Source organism: Pseudomonas sp. PDM01 (assembly GCF_014852325.1).
Classification (GTDB): Bacteria; Pseudomonadota; Gammaproteobacteria; order Pseudomonadales; family Pseudomonadaceae; genus Aquipseudomonas; species Aquipseudomonas migulae.
In genome coordinates, this window is the sequence record NZ_JACVBK010000011.1 from 75,308 (window position 1) to 95,379 (window position 20,072).

Here is a 20,072-nt window from a genome sequence, read left to right on the forward strand (position 1 = left end):
GCCTGTCAGATCTTTATATCTTGCCGAGTAACAGCAAAATCAACAGCACCACCAACACCACGCCGATGATACCCGACGGGCCATAACCCCAACTTCTGGAATGAGGGAAGACCGGCAGACCACCTACCAGCAGGAGGATCAGAATAATGATTAGTATTGTGCCCATGTCTATTTCCTTGTCGGAAGTGTTCTGAAATTGCCTGGTGTTAATTGTCAGCTGGACTGCAATAAACCCGAGCTGCTTGTAAATTCCGACTGGTGCACTTGAAAGAAAATTCCAAGTTTTTTTAATGTTTTTCGAAGAAAGGCTTATTTCGTTTTCAGGGGCCTGGTTGATACAGGCGCGCTCACGGTTTGCTCGCGCCATTCAGCAATCTGATGGAGCGTGGGTCGGGCAAGGTCCTTCGCTACACTCGACGCATCTTCCCCGGAACAACAAGGCTGTTTGCTATGCAAAATCGCATGATGATCACTGGCGCGGGCTCGGGCCTGGGTCGCGAAATCGCGCTGCGCTGGGCACGTGAAGGCTGGCAACTGGCTTTGTCGGATGTCAGCGAACCCGGTCTGCAGGAAACCCTGAAACTGGTTCGCGAAGCCGGCGGCGATGGCTTTATCCAGCGTTGCGACGTGCGCGATTACAGTCAGCTGACCGCGTTCGCCCAAGCCTGTGAAGTCAAGCTCGGCGGCATCGATGTCATCGTCAACAACGCCGGTGTCGCCTCGGGCGGGTTCTTCAGCGAACTGTCCCTGGAAGACTGGGACTGGCAGATCGCGATCAACCTGATGGGCGTGGTCAAGGGTTGCAAGGCGTTCTTGCCGCTGCTGGAAAAAAGCAAAGGCAAGATCATCAACATCGCGTCGATGGCCGCCCTGATGCAAGGCCCGGCGATGAGTAACTACAACGTGGCCAAGGCCGGTGTGGTGGCGTTGTCCGAAAGCCTGCTGATCGAACTGGCGCATCAGGAAGTTGGCGTGCATGTGGTGTGCCCGTCGTTCTTCCAGACCAACCTGCTGGACTCTTTCCGTGGTCCGACACCCGCCATGAAAGCGCAGGTTGGCAAGTTGCTGGAAAGTTCGCCGATTAGTGCGGCCGACATTGCCGACTACATCTATCAGCACGTCGCCGCCGGCGAATTCATGATCCTGCCCCACGAACAGGGCCGTATGGCCTGGGCGCTGAAGCAGAAGAACCCGCAACTGCTCTACGACGAAATGACCCTCATGGCCGATAAAATGCGCGCCAAGGCCAAACAGACCGCAGGCTAAACTTGCCCGCGCACAACGTCGCCGTTAGGGTGGCCGCCATCGGTCATCCTCGCGAGACGTTCGCATGCTCAATTACCTGTGGTTTTTTCTTGCCGCGCTGTTTGAAATCGCCGGCTGCTTTGCCTTCTGGATGTGGTTGCGCCAAGGCAAAAGCGTCTGGTGGGTGGTGCCGGCGCTGCTCAGCCTGACCTTGTTCGCGCTGCTGCTGACCCGTGTCGAGGCGAGCTACGCGGGGCGGGCTTATGCCGCCTACGGTGGCATCTACATCATTGCGTCGATTGGCTGGCTGGCAGTGGTCGAACGGATTCGCCCGCTCGGCTCTGACTGGATCGGCGTGGCGCTGTGTGTGATCGGCGCAAGCGTCATCCTGTTCGGCCCGCGTTTTTCCGCTGCCTGAAGCAAAGCCTCGGTTTGTAAGACGTTTCCTTAGGAGGTGTTCGCCTTGCGTTGTAGGGCGGGACTGTTTTGCCCTCGTCGCATTGAAGGCCCGTCGCGTGCCGGGCATCTTCAGGGTTCGATAACCCTGAAGGACGAATGCCATGCTTGTACTCAGCCGCGTTGTGGGCGAAATGATTTCCATCGGTGACGACATTTCGGTGCGTATTGTCGCCGTCAACGGCAACACGGTGCGCTTCGGCGTCGACGCGCCGCAAAGCGTCAATGTGCATCGTGCCGAAGTCTACAAGCGCATCCAGGTCAAACTGGCAAAAACCAAAGGGCGATGAAGGCGTCAGTCGAACAGATGCTTGGGCACGTCGTGCTTGAGCATCAACTGGCATTGCTCGCTTTCCGGGTCGAAGACAATCAGCGCCTGACCTTTGGTCAGGGCCTGGCGAACACGCAATACGCGGGTTTCCAGCGGCGTGTCATCGCCGTTGTCGGTGCCGTCACGGGTCACGAAATCCTCGATCAGGCGGGTCAGGGTGTCGACTTCAAGTTGGTCGTGGGGAATCAGCATAGGCACCTCGGCTAAACAATGGCGCGATGCTACGGCGAATGATGGGTGGCGGCTAGTCTGGACCTGATGTGTTGCCTGGGCTGACGCCTTCGCGGGCAAGCCTCGCTCCTACAGGTTTCGCGTTGATCACATTACTTCGCATCGACGCAAAGTCTGTAGGAGCGAGGCTTGCCCGCGAAGGCGTCAGCCCAGGCAATGAAAATTCCGGATCAGCTATCCGACCGCTGCCCCACCAGGCTATCCACCGAAGGCACCCGCGTATCGCTTTCCATCTGCGTGTCATGTTCGATCTGATGGCTGAACCGGTCCAGCGAACCCTTGGCCGGTTGCGCATCGCTGGCGAACACCGGCGGGCTGAGGATGTAGGCGCCGAGCAGGCGACTGAGCGCCGCGAGGCTGTCGATGTGGGTGCGCTCGTAGCCATGAGTCGCGTCGCATCCGAAGGCGAGCAGGGCGGTACGAATGTCATGGCCGGCGGTGACCGCCGAATGGGCATCGCTGAAGTAGTAGCGAAACAAGTCGCGGCGCACCGGCAACTCGTTGTCTCTGGCCAGTCGCAGCAAGTGCCGCGACAAGTGATAGTCATAAGGCCCGCCGGAATCCTGCATCGCCACGCTGACCGCATGTTCGCTGGAGTGCTGGCCGGGCGCGACCGGTGCGATGTCGATGCCGACGAATTCGCTGACGTCCCACGGTAACGCCGCCGCTGCACCGCTGCCGGTTTCCTCGGTGATGGTGAACAGCGGATGGCAGTCGATCATCAGTTCTTCGCCACTGTCGACGATCGCTTTAAGTGCCGCCAGCAGCGCGGCAACGCCGGCCTTGTCGTCGAGGTGACGGGCGCTGATGTGGCCGCTTTCGGTGAACTCCGGCAACGGGTCGAACGCGACGAAATCGCCGACGCTGATCCCCAGGGAATCGCAATCGGCGCGGGTCGCGCAGTACGCGTCGAGGCGCAGTTCGATGTGATCCCAGCTGATCGGCATCTCGTCCACCGCCGTGTTGAACGCATGCCCGGACGCCATCAGCGGCAACACGCTGCCACGGATCACGCCGTTGTCGGTAAACAGGCTGACGCGGCTGCCCTCGGCGAATCGGCTGGACCAGCAGCCGACTGGCGCCAGGGTCAGGCGACCGTTGTCTTTCACTGCGCGAACGGCGGCGCCGATGGTGTCGAGGTGGGCGGAAACGGCGCGGTCGGGGCTGTTTTTCTTGCCTTTAAGCGTGGCGCGGATGGTGCCGCGGCGAGTCATCTCGAAAGGAATGCCCAGCTCTTCAAGCCGCTCGGCGACGTAACGCACGATGGTGTCGGTGAAACCGGTCGGGCTCGGAATGGCGAGCATTTCCAGGAGGACTTTTTGCAGGTAGTTGAGGTCGGGTTCCGGGATTTTATGGGTCATGGAAACTCCTGATGAGTTGAGCGCATCGATGGTTTCGATGAGGGTAATTTGCGGTGTCTGTGAGGCCGTCTTCGCGGGCAAGCCTCGCTCCTACAAAAGCACCCATTCCTGTAGGAGCGAGGCTTGCCCGCGAAGGGGCCGGTTCAGGCACCACATCACTAAGAGACCGCCGGCTGACTATGCGGAAACAACAGATCCACAAACCGCTCGGCCGTCGGCTGCGGCTCATGGTTGGCCAGGCCGGCGCGTTCATTGGCTTCGATAAACACGTATTGCGCCTGATCCGCCGCCGGCACCATCAGGTCGAGCCCGACCATCGGAATATCCAGCGCCCGCGCCGCGCGGACGGCGGCCTCCGCCAGCGTGGGATGCAGGATCGCCGTGACATCTTCAAGCACACCGCCGGTATGAAGATTCGCCGTACGCCGTACGAACAAATGTTCACCCGCCGGCAGAATGCTGCTGTAGTCGTAACCCGCTGCCTGCAACGTGCGTTCGGTCTCGTGGTCCAGCGGGATTTTGCTTTCACCGCTGGTAGCCGCTTGCCGACGCCGACTCTGGGCGTCAATCAGCGCACCGATGGAATGCTGCCCGTCGCCCACCACTTCGGCCGGCCGGCGAATCGCCGCCGCCACCACCTCAAACCCGATCACCAGAATCCGCAGGTCGAGGCCTTCGTGAAAGCTTTCCAGCAGCACGCGGCTGTCGAACTGACGGGCTGATTCGATGGCTTGCTGGACGTCTTCGATGGTCCGCAGATCCACCGCCACCCCTTGACCCTGTTCGCCATCCAGCGGCTTGACCACCACCCGCTCGTGTTCGTCGAGAAACGCCAGGTTGTCATCGGCGTTGCCCGCCAGTTGCTGGCTCGGCAGATTCAGACCGGCCGCCTTCAACACTTTGTGCGTCAGGCTTTTGTCCTGGCACAGGCTCATGCTGATGGCGCTGGTCAGGTCACTCAGCGACTCGCGGCAACGTACTCGCCGTCCGCCGTGGCTGAGGGTAAACATCCCGGCCTCGGCATCATCGACCTGCACATCGATGCCACGACGATGGGCTTCCTCGACGATGATCCGCGCGTAGGGGGTGAACTCGGCCTCAGGACCGGGGCCGAGAAACAACGGTTGGTTAATGCCGTTCTTGCGCTTGATCGCAAAGGTCGACAGGTTGCGAAAACCGAGCTTGGCATAAAGACTTTTCGCCTGGCGATTGTCGTGCAGTACGGACAGGTCCAGGTAACTCAAGCCACGGCTCATGAAGTGTTCGATCAAATGCCGTACCAGCACTTCACCGACGCCGGGCCGCGAACAGTGCGGATCGACTGCCAGGCACCAGAGGCTGCTGCCGTTTTCCGGATCGTTGAACGCCTTGTGATGATTGAGGCCCATGACACTGCCGATGACCGCGCCGCTGTCCTCGTCCTCGGCCAGCCAGTACACCGGGCCGCCCAGATGACGCGGGGTCAGCAGACGGGCGTCGATCGGCAACATGCCACGCGCCTGATACAACTGATTGATCGCCTGCCAGTCGGCATCGCCTTGCGCACGACGAATGCGAAAGCCGCGGAACACACGGGTCGCCTGCCGGTAATCGCTGAACCACAAGCGCAAGGTGTCCGACGGATCGAGAAACAACTGGGCCGGCTCCAGCCCCAGCACTTGCTGGGGCGCGGCGACATAGAGGGCGATGTCCCGTTCGCCCGGTTGCTCATTGAGCAACTCCTGGGCGAGGCTTGCCGGGTCGGGGAACGTATGGCCGATCAACAACCGGCCCCAGCCGCAATGCACGGCAATCGGCGCGGTACCGAGTTCACTGCCGTCTTCAGCCAGACGCGCCTGCAAGCGTTCGTAGGAGGGCGCCTGACCGCGCAACAAGCGTTGGCTGTACGCCGTGGCGTGAGGTTTCATTGATCAGATTCCTTGTTCACTGAGCCACAGGTTCAGCGCCGCCAATTGCCACAGCTTCGAGCCGCGCAACGGGGTCAACTGGCCTTGTGGATCGGTCAGCAAACGGTCGAGCATCGCCGGGTTGAACAGGCCACGATCCTGGCTCGGGTCCAGCAGCAATTCGCGCACCCAGTTCAGCGTGTCGCCCTGCAAATGCTTGAGACCCGGCACCGGGAAGTAACCCTTTTTACGGTCGATGACTTCGCTCGGAATCACCAGTCGCGCCGCTTCTTTCAGCACTTGCTTGCCGCCGTCCGGCAGTTTGAATTTGCCCGGCACCCGGGCTGACAATTCCACCAGGCGATAGTCGAGAAACGGCGTGCGCGCTTCCAGGCCCCAGGCCATGGTCATGTTGTCGACGCGTTTGATCGGGTCATCCACCAGCATCACCGTGCTGTCCAGACGCAAGGCTTTGTCCACCGCCGCATCGGCACCAGGCTGTGCGAAATGTTCCTTCACGAAGTCGCCGGCGGCGTCATTCGCGGTCAGCCATTTCGGCTGTACGGTGGCGGCGTAATCCTCGTAGCTGCGATCGAAAAACGCATCGCGGTACGCCGCGTACGGATCGGCCGCACCATCGACCTGCGGATACCAGTGATACCCGGCGAACAATTCGTCCGCCCCCTGGCCGCTTTGCACCACTTTGCAATGCTTGGCCACTTCGCGGGACAACAGATAGAACGCGATGCAGTCATGGCTGACCATCGGCTCGCTCATCGCGCGGAAGGCGGCGGGCAGTTGCTCGATGATCTCTTGTTCGTCGATGCGCAATTGGTGGTGCTGCGTGCCGTAATGCCTGGCGATCAGGTCCGAATACTGGAACTCGTCACCGCGCTCGCCGCCGGCATCCTGGAAACCGATGGAGAAGGTCGATAGGTTTTCCACGCCGACCTCCCGCAACAGACCGACGAGCATGCTCGAATCGACACCGCCCGACAGCAACACGCCGACGTCCACCGCTGCCCGTTGACGAATCGCCACCGCATCGCGGGTGCTGTCGAGTACGCGGTCGCGCCAGTCTTCGAGGGTCAGATTTTTCTCATCCTCGTGTGGGCCGTAGGGCAGGGTCCACCAGGTTTTCTGCTCGGTGGTGCCGTCCGCTTCGATGCGCATCCAGGTGGCGGGCGGCAGCTTTTCGATGCCGGCCAGCAAGGTGCGCGGCGCCGGGACCACCGCGTGGAAGTTCAGGTAATGATTGAGCGCCACCGGATCGAGGATCGGGTTGATGTCGCCACCCTTGAGCAATGCCGGCAGCGCAGAAGCAAAGCGCAGGCGCTGGCCGGTGCGCGACAGGTACAGCGGCTTCACGCCGAGACGGTCACGGGCGATGAACAGGCGCTTGGCGTCACGCTCCCAGATAGCGAAGGCAAACATGCCGTTGAGCTTGGGCAACAGCGCTTCGCCCCAGGCGTGGTAGCCCTTGAGCAGCACTTCGGTGTCGCCGTCGGAATAGAAGGCGTAGCCGAGGGATTCAAGTTCGGTACGCAGTTCGGGGAAGTTGTAGATCGCGCCGTTGAAGGCCAGGGACAGGCCCAGTTGAGGGTCGACCATCGGCTGCGCCGAGCCGTCGGACAGGTCCATGATTTTCAGGCGACGATGACCAAGGGCAATCGGCCCCTGGCTGTGAAAGCCCCACGCGTCGGGGCCGCGAGGCGCCAGGTGATGAGTGATTCGTTCAATGGCTGCAAGGTCTGCAGGTTGATGATCAAAGCGTAACTCGCCAGCTAATCCGCACATAAAGTCCTTACCGGTTTTTCCGTTGGGGAGGGTCAATCGATACCGCGCCCAAAAGGCAGGTACTCAGAAACTGACCCGGTGGGATCGTGGGAGTTTTAGATCGATAAGTAATAAAGGTGCTGGGTGCGTGCCAAGGCTTTAAGTACAAAACCTCGTATGCCCGGCAACCAGGTGCCTCATTTGCCTCGAATCAATCGGCGCAAGGCGAAGCGGTTCGGATGACACGCCTCGGCCACGGCTCTTGGTAATGGCAGCGGTTCGTTATCCAGCCACGCAGCGAGCAATTCGCCTGACAACGGCGCGGTGATCAACCCTCGGGAACCGTGGCCGCTGTTGACATACAAACCGTCCAGCCATGGGCAAGGGATGTCCGGGGTTTGCCGGGCATCCTTGCTCAAGGCGCTGTAGGCATCGGCGAACGCCTGGCCGTCGGCCAGTGGGCCGACAATCGGCAAATAATCCGGGCTGGTGCAGCGAAACGCTGCACGGCCTTCAAGTGCATCAGGCTGCAATGCATTTGCGCCGAGTCGAGCGACCAGATCTACCGAGATTTCTTCGAGCATTTGCAGATTGCCTGCATGTTCGGCGGCGGTCGGGGTCAGGTCATCGGAGTTGAAATCAAAACTGGCGCCCAGGGTGTGTTCACCCAAACGAGCTGGCGCGACATAACCTTCGGCGCAGACGACGGTGCCCAGTGCCTGGCTTTCAGTCGTCTGTGGCAGGCGAGTGATTTGCCCACGAATGCGTTTGAGCGGCAGCTCGCTGCTGTAAGTGAAGCGCTTGATCTCGGCAGCGCCGGCCAGTATCACTACCGGGGCATCGGCCAGCACGGTTTCGCCATCCAGGGCTTGCCAGTGTCCGTGCGCTCGGCGCAACTCCAGCACATCGTGATGGGGCAAGATCTGTATGTTCGGGTGCGCCGCTTGCCATTGGCACAGGGCGGGCGGGTGCACCCAACCGCCTTCGGGGTAGAACAGGCCACCCGATTGCAGCGCGATGCCGGCGCGGATTTCGGCCTGCGCTTGATCGAGCGTGTGCAGCAAGTCCTCGGGAAACGCTGCGGCCAATTGCGCCTGACGCTCCGCTTCCTTGGCATTGAAGGCCAGTTGCAGCACGCCGCAATCGTCCCAGTCGAGACCTCGATGCAACTGCTCAAGCAAGCGGCGGGTGTGGCCGAAGCCGCTGACGATCAATTGCGATAATGCGGTGCCATGGGCGGAAAGCTTGAGGTACAAAACCCCTTGAGGATTGCCCGAGGCTTCCTGCGCCAGTGCGCCGTGACGCTCCAGCAGACTGACTTGCCAACCCCGCGCCGCGAGGCTGGCGGCTGTCGCGCAACCGGCGAGGCCGGCGCCAATCACCAGGGCCCGACGTTCGCCGGTCAGGGGGGCCGGACGCGCAAACCACGGTTTTGCCATGACGGGCTTCGTGACCTCCTCAGGCCAACCGAGAAACACCCCGCGCAGGATTTCCCATTTGTGGCCGATGCCGGGCGTGCGTTTCATCTTGAAGCCTGCGGCATTCAACAGACGACGTACCCAACCGGTGCTGGTGAAGGTGCTGATCGTCGAGCCGGGCGCCGCGAGTCGGGCCAGCTCGACAAACAGTTCGGCGGTCCACATGTCGGGGTTTTTCGCCGGGGCGAAACCGTCGAGAAACCAGGCATCGATCTGCGCGTCCAGCTGTGGCAACTGTTCCAGCGCATCGCCGATCAGCAGCGTCAGTGTGATGCGTCCGTGGTCCAGGATCAGGCGCTGGAAACCTTGATGGATCGCCACGTATTGCGCCAACAGTTGATCGGCAAACGGCTTGAGTTCCGGCCACAAGGCCAGCGCCCGCTGCAGGTCGGGCAGGCTCAGCGGGTACTTTTCGACACTGACAAAATGCAACCGCGCACCGGCCACCGCGTGCTGCTCGAACAGCTGCCAGGCGCACAGGAAATTCAACCCGGTACCAAAACCGGTCTCGCCAATCACCAGTTTCCCGTCCACCGGCAACGCCGCAAAACGTTCACGCAGCGCGTTCTGTTCGAGGAAGACGTAACGGGTTTCGTCCAGCCCGGACAGGTTGGAAAAATACACATCATCGAACACCCGCGAGCGCGGGAGACCTTGGTCGTCCCAGTCGAGCTGGGCGTGGGGCAGTACAGGTTTCATGGCAGGCTCGGCAACGGCAAGGCGACCATTCTAGCCGATCGCCGAGTCGCTGCTTGATCCATGGCAACGTCCGGATCGGGCCAGGCAGTGAAAATGGGATTTCTCCCACGCAGGGGAGGTCAATCCGCTAGTCTTGTTCAATCCTGGAAGGAGCCGCCCCATGTTCGAATCTGCTGAAATCGGTCACGTCATCGACAAAGAAACCTATGAAGCCGAAGTGCCGGCGCTGCGTGAAGCGTTGCTCGAGGCGCAGTTCGAACTTCAGCAGCAAAAACGCTTTCCGGTGATCATTTTGATCAACGGCATCGAAGGCGCCGGCAAGGGCGAGACCGTGAAGTTGCTCAACGAGTGGATGGACCCGCGCCTGATCGAGGTCCGCACGTTCGATCAGCAGACCGACGAAGAACTGGCGCGACCACCGGCCTGGCGCTACTGGCGGATGCTTCCGGCCAAGGGCCGCATGGGCATCTTCTTTGGTAACTGGTACAGCCAGATGTTGCAGGCCCGGGTTCATGGCGTGATCAAGGAACCCCGGTTCGATCAGAGCATCAACGGTGCCGAACGCCTGGAAAAGATGTTGTGCGACGAAGGCGCGTTGATCTTCAAGTTCTGGTTCCACCTTTCCAAGAAGCAAATGAAGGACCGCCTCAAGGCCCTGGCCGACGACCCGCTGCACAGCTGGCGCATCAGCCCGCTGGACTGGCAGCAATCGGAGACTTACGACAAGTTCGTCAAGTATGGCGAGCGCATTCTGCGCCGCACCAGCCGCGACTATGCGCCGTGGCACGTGATCGCCGGGATGGACCCGCGCTATCGGAGCCTGGCGGTCGGCAAGATTCTGCTTGAAGGCCTGCAAGGCGCGTTGAAAAGGCCGAAGATTCACCCGGATAAAGTCAGCGCCGCGCCATTGGCCAGCAGTGTCGATCTGGTGAACCTGCTCGACAGCCTCGACCTGAACCAACACCTGGAAAAGGAAGACTACGAAGAGCAACTGATCACCGAGCAGGCGCGTTTTTCCGGCTTGATGCGTGACAAACGCATGCGCCGGCACGCCTTGATCGCCGTGTTCGAAGGCAACGACGCGGCCGGCAAGGGCGGGGCGATCCGCCGGGTGGCCGCCGCGCTCGATCCTCGGCAATACAGCATCGTGCCGATTGCTGCACCCACTGAAGAAGAGCGGGCGCATCCGTACCTGTGGCGATTCTGGCGACATATTCCGGCACGGGCCAAATTCACCGTGTTCGACCGTTCCTGGTATGGCCGGGTGCTGGTGGAGCGTATCGAAGGCTTTTGCAGCCCGGCCGACTGGCTACGCGCCTACGGTGAAATCAACGACTTCGAAGAGCAGATCGCCGATGCCGGAGTGATCGTGGTCAAGTTCTGGCTGGCCATCGACAAACAGACGCAACTGGAGCGCTTCGAAGAGCGCGAACAGATCCCCTTCAAGCGCTTCAAAATCACCGAAGACGACTGGCGCAATCGGGATAAGTGGGAGGCCTATCGCGGCGCGGTCGGCGACATGGTCGACCGTACCAGCACCGAAATTTCCCCCTGGACGCTGGTGGAAGCCAACGACAAGCGCTGGGCCCGGGTCAAGGTTTTGCGCACGCTCAACCAGGCGCTGGAAGCGGCGTTCGAAAAGTCCGACAAGCATGAAAAGAAACTGAAAAAGCCCAAGACTTGAGCCGATGGTGACGCATACGCGGGGTGAATGATTGTCGCGACCGGTCACGGCTGGACTTATGCTCGATCCACTCTCAACCGACAACAATAATGAGGTATGCCATGCGTGAAGTGGTGATCGTCGACAGCGTGCGGACCGGCCTGGCCAAGTCCTTTCGCGGCAAGTTCAACCAGACCCGTCCGGACGACATGGCGGCCCACTGCGTCAATGCACTGCTGGCGCGCTCGGGCATCGACCCGGCCAGCGTCGAGGATTGCATCGTCGGCGCCGGCTCCAACGAAGGCGCCCAGGGCTACAACATCGGTCGCAACGTCGCGGTGCTGTCGCGCCTGGGCACCGGCACCGCCGGCATGACCCTCAACCGTTTCTGCTCATCGGGCTTGCAGGCGATTGCCATCGCTGCTAACCAGATCGCTTCGGGCTGCAGCGACATCATCGTCGCCGGTGGTGTCGAATCCATCAGCCTGACCATGAAAAGCGTCAACACCGACAACCTGATCAACCCGCTGCTGAAAGAACAGGTGCCGGGTATCTACTTCCCCATGGGCCAGACCGCCGAAATCGTTGCGCGTCGTTACAACGTCAGCCGCGAAGAACAGGATCTGTACGCCCTGCAAAGTCAGCAGCGCACCGCTCAGGCGCAGGCCGCCGGGTTGTTCGACGACGAAATCGTGCCAATGGCGGTGAAGTATCGCGTTGAAGACAAGGCCACCGGGCTGGTGCAGATTCTCGATGGCGTCGTTGACCGCGACGACTGCAACCGTCCGGACACGACCCTGGAAAGTCTGGCGGGGTTGAAGCCGGTGTTTGCCGAAGACGGTTCGGTGACGGCGGGCAACTCGTCGCAGCTGTCCGACGGTGCGTCCATGACCCTGGTGATGAGCCTGGAGAAAGCGCTGGAACTGGGGTTGAAGCCGAAGGCGTTCTTCCGTGGTTTCACCGTGGCGGGCTGCGAACCGGATGAAATGGGCATCGGCCCGGTGTTTTCGGTGCCGAAGCTGCTCAAGGCCAAGGGTTTGCAGGTGGCCGACATTGACCTGTGGGAACTCAACGAAGCGTTCGCCTCGCAATGCCTATACAGCCGCAACCGGCTGGGGATCGATAACGAGAAGTACAACGTCAATGGCGGCTCGATTTCCATCGGTCACCCGTTCGGCATGACCGGGTCGCGTCAGGTAGGGCATCTTGTGCGGGAATTGCAGCGACGTAATTTGCGCTACGGCATCGTCACCATGTGCGTGGGTGGCGGGATGGGCGCGACCGGGTTGTTTGAAGCGGTGCGGTAAACCTTAAAGTTTGTGGTGATTATTACATCGCCATCGCCGGCAAGCCGGTCTCGCTCCCACAGGGATCAGGTGTGCGACATTGATCCACTGTGGGAGCGAGCCTGCTCGCGATGAAGGCGCCTCGGTCTAACGACAGGCGCTCAAAAGCTGCATCCGCGCGATGTAAGCCGCAATCTCCCGCGCAGCCGCCTCCGGGTTTTCAAACGGCCCCTCCAGGGTGTTTTCCCGGGTACTGAAATACAACTCTCCATTCACCCGGCACATCCGGTCACTGCGAAAGTGCACGGCGGGGGCGTTGTCCTGGGCGCGCATGCCGTACATGGCGGTCACCTGAAGGGGGCTGCTGTTGGCGGATCCAATGAGCTTATGCATGAACCACTTGCAACGCCTGGCCAGCCGATCAGCGGCACATCGCCAATTTATTGCTGCGACCCGCACAGTTTCATTTGCGTCCGGCAGCCAACTGTCCCTGTGTACCAGGCACCGCTGAGCCTAGAATGACGGCTCTTGCCATCTGGCTTTGAGGTACGCATGCACATTTCATCGGGTCGCTGGGTTTATGGTTTGTTCCTGGCCTTGTTGACTGCGTTTTTGTGGGGAATCCTGCCGATCAAGCTCAAGCAAGTGCTGCTGGTGATGGACCCGGTCACGGTGACCTGGTTTCGCCTGATGGTGTCCGGCGGCTGCCTGTTCATTTACCTGGCAGCGACCCGACGCCTGCCGAGCCGCAAAGTGCTCGGCCCGCGCGGTGGCTGGCTGGTGGTGATGGCGGTGCTCGGTCTGGTGGGCAACTACGTCCTGTACTTGATGGGCTTGAATCTGCTCAGCCCTGGCACGGCGCAATTGGTGGTGCAGATGGGCCCGATCATGTTGCTGATCGCCAGCCTGTTTGTGTTCAAGGAACGCTTCAGCGTGGGGCAGGGGATTGGCCTGCTGGTGTTGCTGATCGGTTTCGGACTGTTTTTCAACCAGCGTCTGGTTGAGTTGTTCACCTCGCTGAGCGACTACACGGCGGGTGTGCTGCTGGTGTTGTTGGCGTCCACGGTCTGGACGTTCTATGCGCTTGGGCAGAAGCAGTTGCTGACGGTGTGGAATTCGTTGCAGGTGATGATGGTGATTTACCTGTTCTGCGGGTTGTTGCTGACCCCGTGGGTGCACCCGCTGGAAGCGCTGCAACTGAATCCGCTGCAAGGCTGGCTGTTGCTGGCCTGCTGCATGAATACCCTGATTGCGTATGGTGCATTTGCCGAAGCGCTGGCGCACTGGGAAGCCTCGCGGGTGAGTGCGACGCTGGCGATCACGCCGTTGGTGACGTTCGCGGCGGTGGCCATGGCGGCCTGGTTGTGGCCGGAGTATGTGCATGCCGAAACGATCAATGGCCTGGGGTATGGCGGGGCGGTGCTGGTGGTGCTGGGGTCGGCGCTGGTGGCGTTGGGGCCTTCGTTGATTGCGGGGCTCAAGGCGCGGAAGGTTCGGATGGCGGCCAGTTAGACCGCGTTATCGTTCTTCGCGGGCCAGCCTCGCTCCTACAGGTTTTGTGTCGTTCACAGATATAGTGATCGACACAAACCTTGTAGGAGCGAGGCTTGCTCGCGATGACGGACTGTCAGGCGCTGAAAAATTTAACCCTTGGCCCCAGCCTCCAGCATATTCTCCGGCCGCACCCACGCATCAAACTGTTCATCGGTCAGATACCCCAACTGCAACGCCGCCTCCCGCAACGTCAGCCCTTCGGCATAGGCCTTCTTGGCAATTTCCGCCGATTTGTCGTAACCGATATGCGGGTTCAGCGCCGTCACCAGCATCAACCCACGCTCCAGATGCTCAGCCATTTTCTCGGCATCCGGTTCCAGGCCGGCGATGCAATGCTGCTGGAAGTTGCTGCAGCCATCGCCCAGCAAACGGATCGATTGCAGCAGGTTGTGGATGATTACCGGTTTGAACACGTTCAGTTGCAGATGCCCCTGACTCGCGGCGAAGCCGATGGCCACGTCGTTGCCCAACACCTGGCATGCGAGCATCGACAGGGCTTCGCACTGAGTCGGGTTGACCTTGCCGGGCATGATCGAACTGCCGGGTTCGTTGGCCGGCAATTTCACTTCGGCGAAACCGGCACGTGGCCCGGAACCCAGCAAGCGCAGGTCGTTGGCGATTTTCATCAGGGTCACGGCGAGGGTTTTCAGCGCGCCGGACAATGTGGTCAGCGGTTCATGGCCCGCCAATGCGGCGAATTTGTTCGGTGCGGTGACAAACGGCAGGCCGGAGAGCGCAGCCAGCTCTGAGGCAATCGCTTCGCCAAAACCGTGCGGCGAATTCAGCCCGGTGCCGACGGCGGTGCCGCCCTGGGCCAGTTCACACACATCGGGCAGGGCGCTGCGGATCGCCCGTTCGGCGTAATCCAGTTGCGCGATGTAAGCCGAGAGTTCCTGGCCGAAGGTGATCGGCGTCGCATCCATCATGTGGGTGCGGCCGGTCTTCACCAGCTTCATGTGTCGCGCGGACAGCTCGGCCAGACCGCCCGACAGTTCGCTGATCGCCGGCAGCAAATGGTTCTGCACCGCCTGCGCGGCGGCGATGTGCATCGCGGTGGGGAAGCAGTCGTTGGAGCTCTGCGAGCGGTTGACGTGATCGTTGGGGTGCACCGGCACCTTGCCGCCGCGCGGGTTGCCGGCCAGTTCGTTGGCGCGCCCGGCGATCACTTCGTTGACGTTCATGTTGCTCTGGGTGCCGCTGCCGGTCTGCCAGACCACCAGCGGGAACTGGTCGTCGTGTTTGCCGTCGAGCACTTCGTCGGCGGCCTGTTCGATCAGCCGGGCGATGTCGGCGGGCAGATCGCCGTTGCGGTCATTGACCCGCGCCGCGGCTTTCTTGATCAGCGCCAGCCCATGCAGCACCGCCAGCGGCATGCGCTCGTTGCCGATGGCGAAGTTAATCAGCGAGCGTTGCGTCTGAGCGCCCCAGTAGGCCTCATCCGGCACTTCCACCTGGCCAAGGCTGTCGGTTTCGATACGGCTCATCATGCACACTCCTGTCAGTCTGATAGCGCAGTTTAGGCCGTGATCGCCGGCCGTGGTTCCATCGGTCAGTATTTTGACCATTCAACCCCTCTAATTCAGGCACGACAAGGCTTGGGGTTGAGCGACACACTTTTTTAGGCGCAGAATGGACGCCCTTGGGGTTTTACCTCGCCTGCTAGAAAAGGAAACTCGATGACTCGTCTTCGTGCCATCTGTACCGCGGTTGCACTGGTTTGCGCCAGCGGCCCTGTTTTTGCCGATACCGCCAGCCACAACGCCAGTGCCGAAGCTTTCCTGACCCTGGCGCACGCTGACAAATTGGGCACTCCGGTGTACATGCAAGTGCAGCAAATGTTCGCTCAGCGCTTTGAACAGACCAAAGCCCCTGAATCGAAAAAAGCCTTGCTGGAAACCTACCAGGCCAAAGCCAACGCCGCTCTGGACCAAGCCATTGGCTGGAACAAGCTGAAGCCGGACATGGTCAAGCTGTACACCTCCAACTTCAGCGAATCCGAGCTGAAAGACCTGGTCGCGTTCTACCAGTCGCCACTGGGCAAGAAAGTCCTGGAAAAAATGCCACAGCTGACCCAGCAATCGGCCCAGATGACCCAGGCCAAGCTCGAAAGCGCCGTGCCAGTGGTCAACAAGCTGTTGGCTGACATGACCAACGAGCTGGACCCTAAGGCTAACGCCGCTGCACCTGCTGCCAAGAAAAAGCCTTAAGCGGAGTTCGGTATGACCATGCAACAACGCATCGAATCGACGCTGGGGCTGTTACAGCCCGAGCACCTGCAAGTGCTGGATGAAAGCCATATGCACAGTCGTGGGTTGCAGACCCATTACAAGGCCGTGGTAGTCAGCCAGCAGTTCGAAGGGCTCAACCGCGTCAAGCGTCACCAGAAAGTCTACGGCACGCTCGGCGAGCTGATGGGCGAGTTCCATGCGTTGGCGCTGCATACCTACACGCCTGAGGAATGGGCACAGATCGACACGGCTCCGGCCTCGCCGACCTGTGCTGGCGGCTCGCATTGATGTCCCGCCCCTTGTAGGAGCCGGCTCGCCGGCGATGGCGTCCTCGAGATTGCCATCGCCGGCAAGCCGGCTCCTACAGAGGAGCGTTTATTTTTGCTAGAATCCGCAACGCGCCGCTTACCCGGCGCGTTTTTTTTCGCATCCGGTTCACCCCTTACGAGGGTAGCCACCTGGAGAATCACCCATGACACAACAGATTGTCGTGGCGGCACTGTATAAGTTCGTCACCCTGGAAAACTACGTCGACCTGCGCGAGCCGCTGCTGCAGGCCATGGTCGACAACGGCATCAAAGGCACGCTGCTGATCGCCGAAGAAGGCATCAACGGCACCGTGTCCGGCAGCCGTGAAGGCATCGACGGGCTGATGGCCTGGCTCAAGAACGACCCGCGCATGGACGACATCGACCACAAAGAGTCGTACTGCGATGATCAGCCGTTCTATCGCACCAAAGTCAAACTCAAGAAAGAAATCGTCACCCTCGGCGTCGAAGGCGTGGACCCGAACAAAAAGGTCGGCACCTACGTTGATCCAGAGAACTGGAACGCGCTGATCAGCGATCCGGAAGTACTGTTGATCGACACCCGCAACGATTACGAAGTCTCGATCGGCACCTTCGAAGGCGCCATCGATCCGAAAACCACCAGTTTTCGCGAATTCCCCGACTACATCAAAGCCAACTTCGACCCGGCCGTGCACAAGAAAGTCGCGATGTTCTGCACCGGCGGCATCCGTTGTGAAAAGGCTTCGAGCTACATGCTCAGCCAGGGTTTCGATGAGGTCTACCACCTCAAGGGCGGCATTCTGAAGTACCTCGAAGAGGTGCCGCAGGAAGAAACCAAGTGGCAGGGCGACTGCTTCGTGTTCGATAACCGCGTGACCGTTCGTCATGACCTCAGTGAAGGTGACTACGATCAATGTCACGCCTGTCGTACACCGGTTAGTGTTGAAGACCGCGCGTCCGAGCACTATGTGGCCGGCATCAGCTGCCCGCATTGCTGGGATAAGCTGAGCGAGAAGACCCGTCGCAGTGCCATCGATCGGCAGAAGCAGATCGAACTGGCCAAGGCTCGCAACATGCCGCACCCGATCGGCTACAACTACAAGCAAACCCCTTCCGAGGCTTGAACCATGTCTGCACGCCGCCTGCTCTATGTGATGGACCCGATGTGTTCCTGGTGCTGGGGCTTTGCGCCGGTGGCCAATGCGTTGGTCGAGCAGGCGCAGGCGGCGGGTGTGGACGTGCATTTGATTGTGGGCGGTTTGCGCACCGGCAGTGGTTCGGCGCTGGAGCCGACCACCCGGCGCTACATTCTTGAACATTGGCAGGCGGTCACCGAGGCCACCGGTCAACCGTTCAAGATCGAAGGCGCATTGCCCGACGGTTTTGTGTACGACACCGAGCCGGCCTGTAGGGCGTTGGTGACCGCACGCAGCCTGGCGCCGGATTGCGCGTGGAAACTGCTCGGTCTGATCCAGCATGCGTTTTACGCAGAAGGGCGCGATGTCACCCACGCCAGTGTGCTGGTGGAACTGGCGGAGCAGGCCGGTTTGCCGCGCATCGAATTCGCTGCCGCGTTCGACCGCGCCGATCAACATGCCGCGACCGCGGCCGATTTCACTTGGGTGCAGGACCTCGGCATCGCCGGTTTCCCCACCTTGCTGGCAGAGCGTGATGGTCAATTGGCGTTGTTGACCAATGGCTATCAGCCTCTCAGCGTATTGTCACCGCTGCTCGGCCGCTGGCTGGAGCGCGCTGCCTGTGCATGATCTGCCCGACGACGCCCCAACCGCTGCACGTGTCGACCGTCTGAGCTGGGCGGAAATCCGCCGCTTGGCCCTGCATCACAAGAAATCCCTGTGGATCGCCAACGGCGTGGCCGTGCTGGCGACGTTGTGCAGCGTGCCGATTCCCTTGCTCTTGCCCTTGCTGGTGGACGAAGTGCTGCTGGGCCATGGCGACGCCGCGCTGAAAGTCATGAACCACGCACTGCCCGAAGGCTGGCAGAAAGCGGCGGGGTACATCGGCCTGATGCTGCTGGTGACCTTGTTGCTGCGCTGCGGTGCCTTGTTGTTCAACGTGGTGCAGGCCAAGTTGTTCGCGGCACTGGCCAAAGACATCGTGTACCGCATCCGCCTGCGGCTGATCGAGCGCCTCAAGCGCATCTCGCTGGGTGAATACGAAAGCCTGGGCAGCGGCACGGTGACCACGCACCTGGTTACTGACCTGGACACGGTGGACAAATTCGTCGGCGAAACCCTCAGCCGTTTCCTCGTGGCCATGCTGACCCTGATCGGCACCGCGAGCATCCTGATCTGGATGCACTGGAAGCTGGCGCTGCTGATCATGCTGTTCAACCCGCTGGTTATCTATGCCACGGTGCTGCTGGGCAAGCGGGTCAAGCACCTGAAGAAACTCGAGAACGACAGCACCTCGCGATTCACTCAAGCGTTGACCGAAACCCTCGATGCCATCCAGGAAGTGCGCGCCGGCAACCGTCAGGGTTTTTTCCTCGGGCGCCTCGGCCAACGTGCGCGGGAAGTGCGCGATTACGCGGTGAACTCCCAGTGGAAAACCGATGCCTCGAACCGGGCCAGCGGTTTGCTGTTCCAGTTCGGTATCGATATTTTCCGCGCCGCGGCGATGCTCACCGTGTTGTTTTCCGACCTGTCCATCGGCCAGATGCTCGCGGTGTTCAGTTACTTGTGGTTCATGATCGGTCCGGTGGAACAGCTGCTGAATCTGCAATACGCCTACTACGCCGCCGGTGGTGCGCTGTCCCGAATCAATGAGTTGTTGGCAAGGGCCGATGAGCCTGAGTACCCGGGCGGGGTCGATCCGTTCAACGGTCGCGAAACCGTGGGTATCGAAGTCCAGGGATTGAGTTTCGGTTACGGTGACGAACTGGTGTTGAACCAGATGAACCTGTCCATCGCTCCCGGTGAAAAAGTCGCGATTGTCGGCGCCAGCGGCGGCGGCAAAAGTACGTTGGTGCAATTGCTGCTGGGCCTTTACACGCCCCTGGCCGGAACCATTCGCTTCGGCGGTTCGACCCAGCAGGACATCGGCCTGGAAACGGTGCGTGAAAACGTTGCGGTGGTCCTGCAACACCCGGCGCTGTTCAACGACACCATCCGCGCCAACCTGACCATGGGCCGTGAGCGCAGTGACGAAGCCTGCTGGCAGGCGCTGGAAATTGCGCAGCTGCACAACACGGTTCGGGAATTGCCCAACGGCCTGGACAGTATCGTCGGGCGTTCCGGCGTGCGCTTGTCAGGTGGTCAGCGCCAGCGCCTGGCGATTGCACGGATGGTGCTGGCCGAACCGAAAGTGGTGATCCTCGACGAGGCCACTTCAGCGCTGGATGCCGCCACCGAATACAACCTGCACCAGGCACTGGCGCGGTTCCTGAGCCACCGCACCACGCTGATCATTGCGCACCGATTGTCCGCCGTGAAGCAGGCCGACCGGGTGCTGGTATTCGACGGCGGGCAAATTGCCGAGGATGGCGACCATCAGCAACTGATTGCCGAGGGTGGTTTGTACGCCAAGCTGTACGGGCATTTGCAGCAGCACTGATCAGTGCTGCGC

19 protein-coding genes are annotated in these 20,072 nt (G+C 60.8%); 11 read left to right on the forward strand and 8 right to left on the reverse strand.

Annotated elements, in window-relative coordinates:
* Positions 1-13 precede the first annotated feature (13 nt).
* A complete protein-coding gene (locus IB246_RS25100; protein WP_174602692.1) occupies positions 14-172 on the reverse strand; it encodes a DUF3309 family protein in 159 nt (52 codons plus the stop codon).
* Between the two features lie 278 nt (positions 173-450).
* Between IB246_RS25100 and IB246_RS25105 the strand changes: the two genes are divergently transcribed.
* From IB246_RS25105 to csrA, 3 genes are all read left to right on the forward strand, one after another.
* Positions 451-1,266 carry an SDR family oxidoreductase gene (locus tag IB246_RS25105; RefSeq protein WP_008034550.1) on the forward strand — a complete coding sequence of 272 codons (816 nt, stop codon included), beginning with the start codon at positions 451-453 and terminating at the stop codon, positions 1,264-1,266.
* A gap of 64 nt (positions 1,267-1,330) precedes the next feature.
* Positions 1,331-1,663: a YnfA family protein gene (locus IB246_RS25110; RefSeq protein WP_008034549.1), complete on the forward strand. Its 333-nt coding sequence runs from the start codon at positions 1,331-1,333 to the stop codon at positions 1,661-1,663.
* A gap of 142 nt (positions 1,664-1,805) precedes the next feature.
* Positions 1,806-1,991 (forward strand): carbon storage regulator CsrA, encoded by a 186-nt coding sequence (csrA, locus tag IB246_RS25115; protein ID WP_008034548.1) that lies wholly within the window; start codon positions 1,806-1,808, stop codon positions 1,989-1,991.
* Positions 1,992-1,996: 5 nt separating this feature from the next.
* Here csrA and IB246_RS25120 read toward each other — a convergent pair whose 3' ends face one another.
* The 5 genes from IB246_RS25120 to mnmC form a co-directional block, all read right to left on the reverse strand.
* On the reverse strand, positions 1,997-2,224 hold the full coding sequence (locus IB246_RS25120; RefSeq protein ID WP_003199186.1) for a YheU family protein: 228 nt from the start codon (positions 2,222-2,224) through the stop codon (positions 1,997-1,999).
* Positions 2,225-2,433: 209 nt separating this feature from the next.
* Positions 2,434-3,624 (reverse strand): osmoprotectant NAGGN system M42 family peptidase, encoded by a 1,191-nt coding sequence (locus IB246_RS25125; protein ID WP_008040932.1) that lies wholly within the window; start codon positions 3,622-3,624, stop codon positions 2,434-2,436.
* 158 nt (positions 3,625-3,782) lie between these two features.
* The gene (gene ngg, locus IB246_RS25130; protein WP_008040930.1) at positions 3,783-5,531 is read right to left on the reverse strand and encodes an N-acetylglutaminylglutamine synthetase; all 1,749 of its coding nucleotides are present in this window, start codon (positions 5,529-5,531) and stop codon (positions 3,783-3,785) included.
* A gap of 3 nt (positions 5,532-5,534) precedes the next feature.
* Positions 5,535-7,307 carry an N-acetylglutaminylglutamine amidotransferase gene (locus IB246_RS25135; RefSeq protein WP_008040929.1) on the reverse strand — a complete coding sequence of 591 codons (1,773 nt, stop codon included), beginning with the start codon at positions 7,305-7,307 and terminating at the stop codon, positions 5,535-5,537.
* A gap of 176 nt (positions 7,308-7,483) precedes the next feature.
* The gene (gene mnmC / locus IB246_RS25140; protein WP_008040928.1) at positions 7,484-9,463 is read right to left on the reverse strand and encodes a bifunctional tRNA (5-methylaminomethyl-2-thiouridine)(34)-methyltransferase MnmD/FAD-dependent 5-carboxymethylaminomethyl-2-thiouridine(34) oxidoreductase MnmC; all 1,980 of its coding nucleotides are present in this window, start codon (positions 9,461-9,463) and stop codon (positions 7,484-7,486) included.
* 160 nt (positions 9,464-9,623) lie between these two features.
* Between mnmC and pap the strand changes: the two genes are divergently transcribed.
* Positions 9,624-11,147, forward strand: a complete 1,524-nt coding sequence (pap, locus tag IB246_RS25145) for a polyphosphate:AMP phosphotransferase (RefSeq protein WP_008040927.1) — start codon at positions 9,624-9,626, stop codon at positions 11,145-11,147.
* A gap of 101 nt (positions 11,148-11,248) precedes the next feature.
* Positions 11,249-12,433: a thiolase family protein gene (locus IB246_RS25150; protein WP_008040924.1), complete on the forward strand. Its 1,185-nt coding sequence runs from the start codon at positions 11,249-11,251 to the stop codon at positions 12,431-12,433.
* A 126-nt stretch (positions 12,434-12,559) separates the two neighbouring features.
* On the opposite strand, the gene IB246_RS25155 is transcribed toward IB246_RS25150, so the two are convergent.
* Positions 12,560-12,754: a DUF6316 family protein gene (locus IB246_RS25155; RefSeq protein ID WP_008040923.1), complete on the reverse strand. Its 195-nt coding sequence runs from the start codon at positions 12,752-12,754 to the stop codon at positions 12,560-12,562.
* A gap of 210 nt (positions 12,755-12,964) precedes the next feature.
* Here IB246_RS25155 and IB246_RS25160 point away from each other — a divergent pair, with 210 nt between their 5' ends.
* On the forward strand, positions 12,965-13,924 hold the full coding sequence (locus IB246_RS25160) for a DMT family transporter (protein ID WP_008040922.1): 960 nt from the start codon (positions 12,965-12,967) through the stop codon (positions 13,922-13,924).
* A 131-nt stretch (positions 13,925-14,055) separates the two neighbouring features.
* Here IB246_RS25160 and IB246_RS25165 read toward each other — a convergent pair whose 3' ends face one another.
* Positions 14,056-15,450, reverse strand: a complete 1,395-nt coding sequence (locus IB246_RS25165) for a class II fumarate hydratase (protein ID WP_032829261.1) — start codon at positions 15,448-15,450, stop codon at positions 14,056-14,058.
* 192 nt (positions 15,451-15,642) lie between these two features.
* Here IB246_RS25165 and IB246_RS25170 point away from each other — a divergent pair, with 192 nt between their 5' ends.
* The 5 genes from IB246_RS25170 (at position 15,643) to IB246_RS25190 (ending at position 20,060) form a co-directional block, all read left to right on the forward strand.
* Positions 15,643-16,173 carry a DUF2059 domain-containing protein gene (locus tag IB246_RS25170; protein WP_008035681.1) on the forward strand — a complete coding sequence of 177 codons (531 nt, stop codon included), beginning with the start codon at positions 15,643-15,645 and terminating at the stop codon, positions 16,171-16,173.
* A 12-nt stretch (positions 16,174-16,185) separates the two neighbouring features.
* Positions 16,186-16,482 (forward strand): BolA family protein, encoded by a 297-nt coding sequence (locus IB246_RS25175; RefSeq protein WP_008035680.1) that lies wholly within the window; start codon positions 16,186-16,188, stop codon positions 16,480-16,482.
* A gap of 184 nt (positions 16,483-16,666) precedes the next feature.
* The gene (locus IB246_RS25180; RefSeq protein WP_008035679.1) at positions 16,667-17,608 is read left to right on the forward strand and encodes a rhodanese-related sulfurtransferase; all 942 of its coding nucleotides are present in this window, start codon (positions 16,667-16,669) and stop codon (positions 17,606-17,608) included.
* 3 nt (positions 17,609-17,611) lie between these two features.
* Complete coding sequence (locus tag IB246_RS25185; RefSeq protein WP_008035678.1) at positions 17,612-18,250, forward strand: DsbA family protein; 639 nt, start codon at positions 17,612-17,614, stop codon at positions 18,248-18,250.
* On the forward strand, positions 18,243-20,060 hold the full coding sequence (locus IB246_RS25190; RefSeq protein WP_008040921.1) for an ABC transporter ATP-binding protein: 1,818 nt from the start codon (positions 18,243-18,245) through the stop codon (positions 20,058-20,060). Before IB246_RS25185 ends, IB246_RS25190 begins: the two co-directional genes overlap by 8 nt.
* The last annotated feature ends 12 nt before the right edge of the window (positions 20,061-20,072 follow it).

Excerpts from the sequence above, each read along its gene's own strand:
- pap (WP_008040927.1), top strand. The coding sequence starts at position 9,624 with ATGTTCGAATCTGCTGAAATCGGTCACGTCATCGACAAAGAAACCTAT.
- IB246_RS25180 (WP_008035679.1), top strand. The coding sequence starts at position 16,667 with ATGACACAACAGATTGTCGTGGCGGCACTGTATAAGTTCGTCACCCTG.
- mnmC (WP_008040928.1), bottom strand. The coding sequence starts at position 9,463 with ATGAAACCTGTACTGCCCCACGCCCAGCTCGACTGGGACGACCAAGGT.
- csrA (WP_008034548.1), top strand. The coding sequence starts at position 1,806 with ATGCTTGTACTCAGCCGCGTTGTGGGCGAAATGATTTCCATCGGTGAC.
- IB246_RS25135 (WP_008040929.1), bottom strand. The coding sequence starts at position 7,307 with ATGTGCGGATTAGCTGGCGAGTTACGCTTTGATCATCAACCTGCAGAC.
- IB246_RS25105 (WP_008034550.1), top strand. The coding sequence starts at position 451 with ATGCAAAATCGCATGATGATCACTGGCGCGGGCTCGGGCCTGGGTCGC.
- IB246_RS25120 (WP_003199186.1), bottom strand. The coding sequence starts at position 2,224 with ATGCTGATTCCCCACGACCAACTTGAAGTCGACACCCTGACCCGCCTG.
- IB246_RS25160 (WP_008040922.1), top strand. The coding sequence starts at position 12,965 with ATGCACATTTCATCGGGTCGCTGGGTTTATGGTTTGTTCCTGGCCTTG.
- IB246_RS25185 (WP_008035678.1), top strand. The coding sequence starts at position 17,612 with ATGTCTGCACGCCGCCTGCTCTATGTGATGGACCCGATGTGTTCCTGG.
- IB246_RS25150 (WP_008040924.1), top strand. The coding sequence starts at position 11,249 with ATGCGTGAAGTGGTGATCGTCGACAGCGTGCGGACCGGCCTGGCCAAG.
- IB246_RS25155 (WP_008040923.1), bottom strand. The coding sequence starts at position 12,754 with ATGTACGGCATGCGCGCCCAGGACAACGCCCCCGCCGTGCACTTTCGC.
- IB246_RS25110 (WP_008034549.1), top strand. The coding sequence starts at position 1,331 with ATGCTCAATTACCTGTGGTTTTTTCTTGCCGCGCTGTTTGAAATCGCC.
- IB246_RS25170 (WP_008035681.1), top strand. The coding sequence starts at position 15,643 with ATGACTCGTCTTCGTGCCATCTGTACCGCGGTTGCACTGGTTTGCGCC.
- IB246_RS25165 (WP_032829261.1), bottom strand. The coding sequence starts at position 15,450 with ATGAGCCGTATCGAAACCGACAGCCTTGGCCAGGTGGAAGTGCCGGAT.
- IB246_RS25175 (WP_008035680.1), top strand. The coding sequence starts at position 16,186 with ATGACCATGCAACAACGCATCGAATCGACGCTGGGGCTGTTACAGCCC.
- IB246_RS25125 (WP_008040932.1), bottom strand. The coding sequence starts at position 3,624 with ATGACCCATAAAATCCCGGAACCCGACCTCAACTACCTGCAAAAAGTC.
- ngg (WP_008040930.1), bottom strand. The coding sequence starts at position 5,531 with ATGAAACCTCACGCCACGGCGTACAGCCAACGCTTGTTGCGCGGTCAG.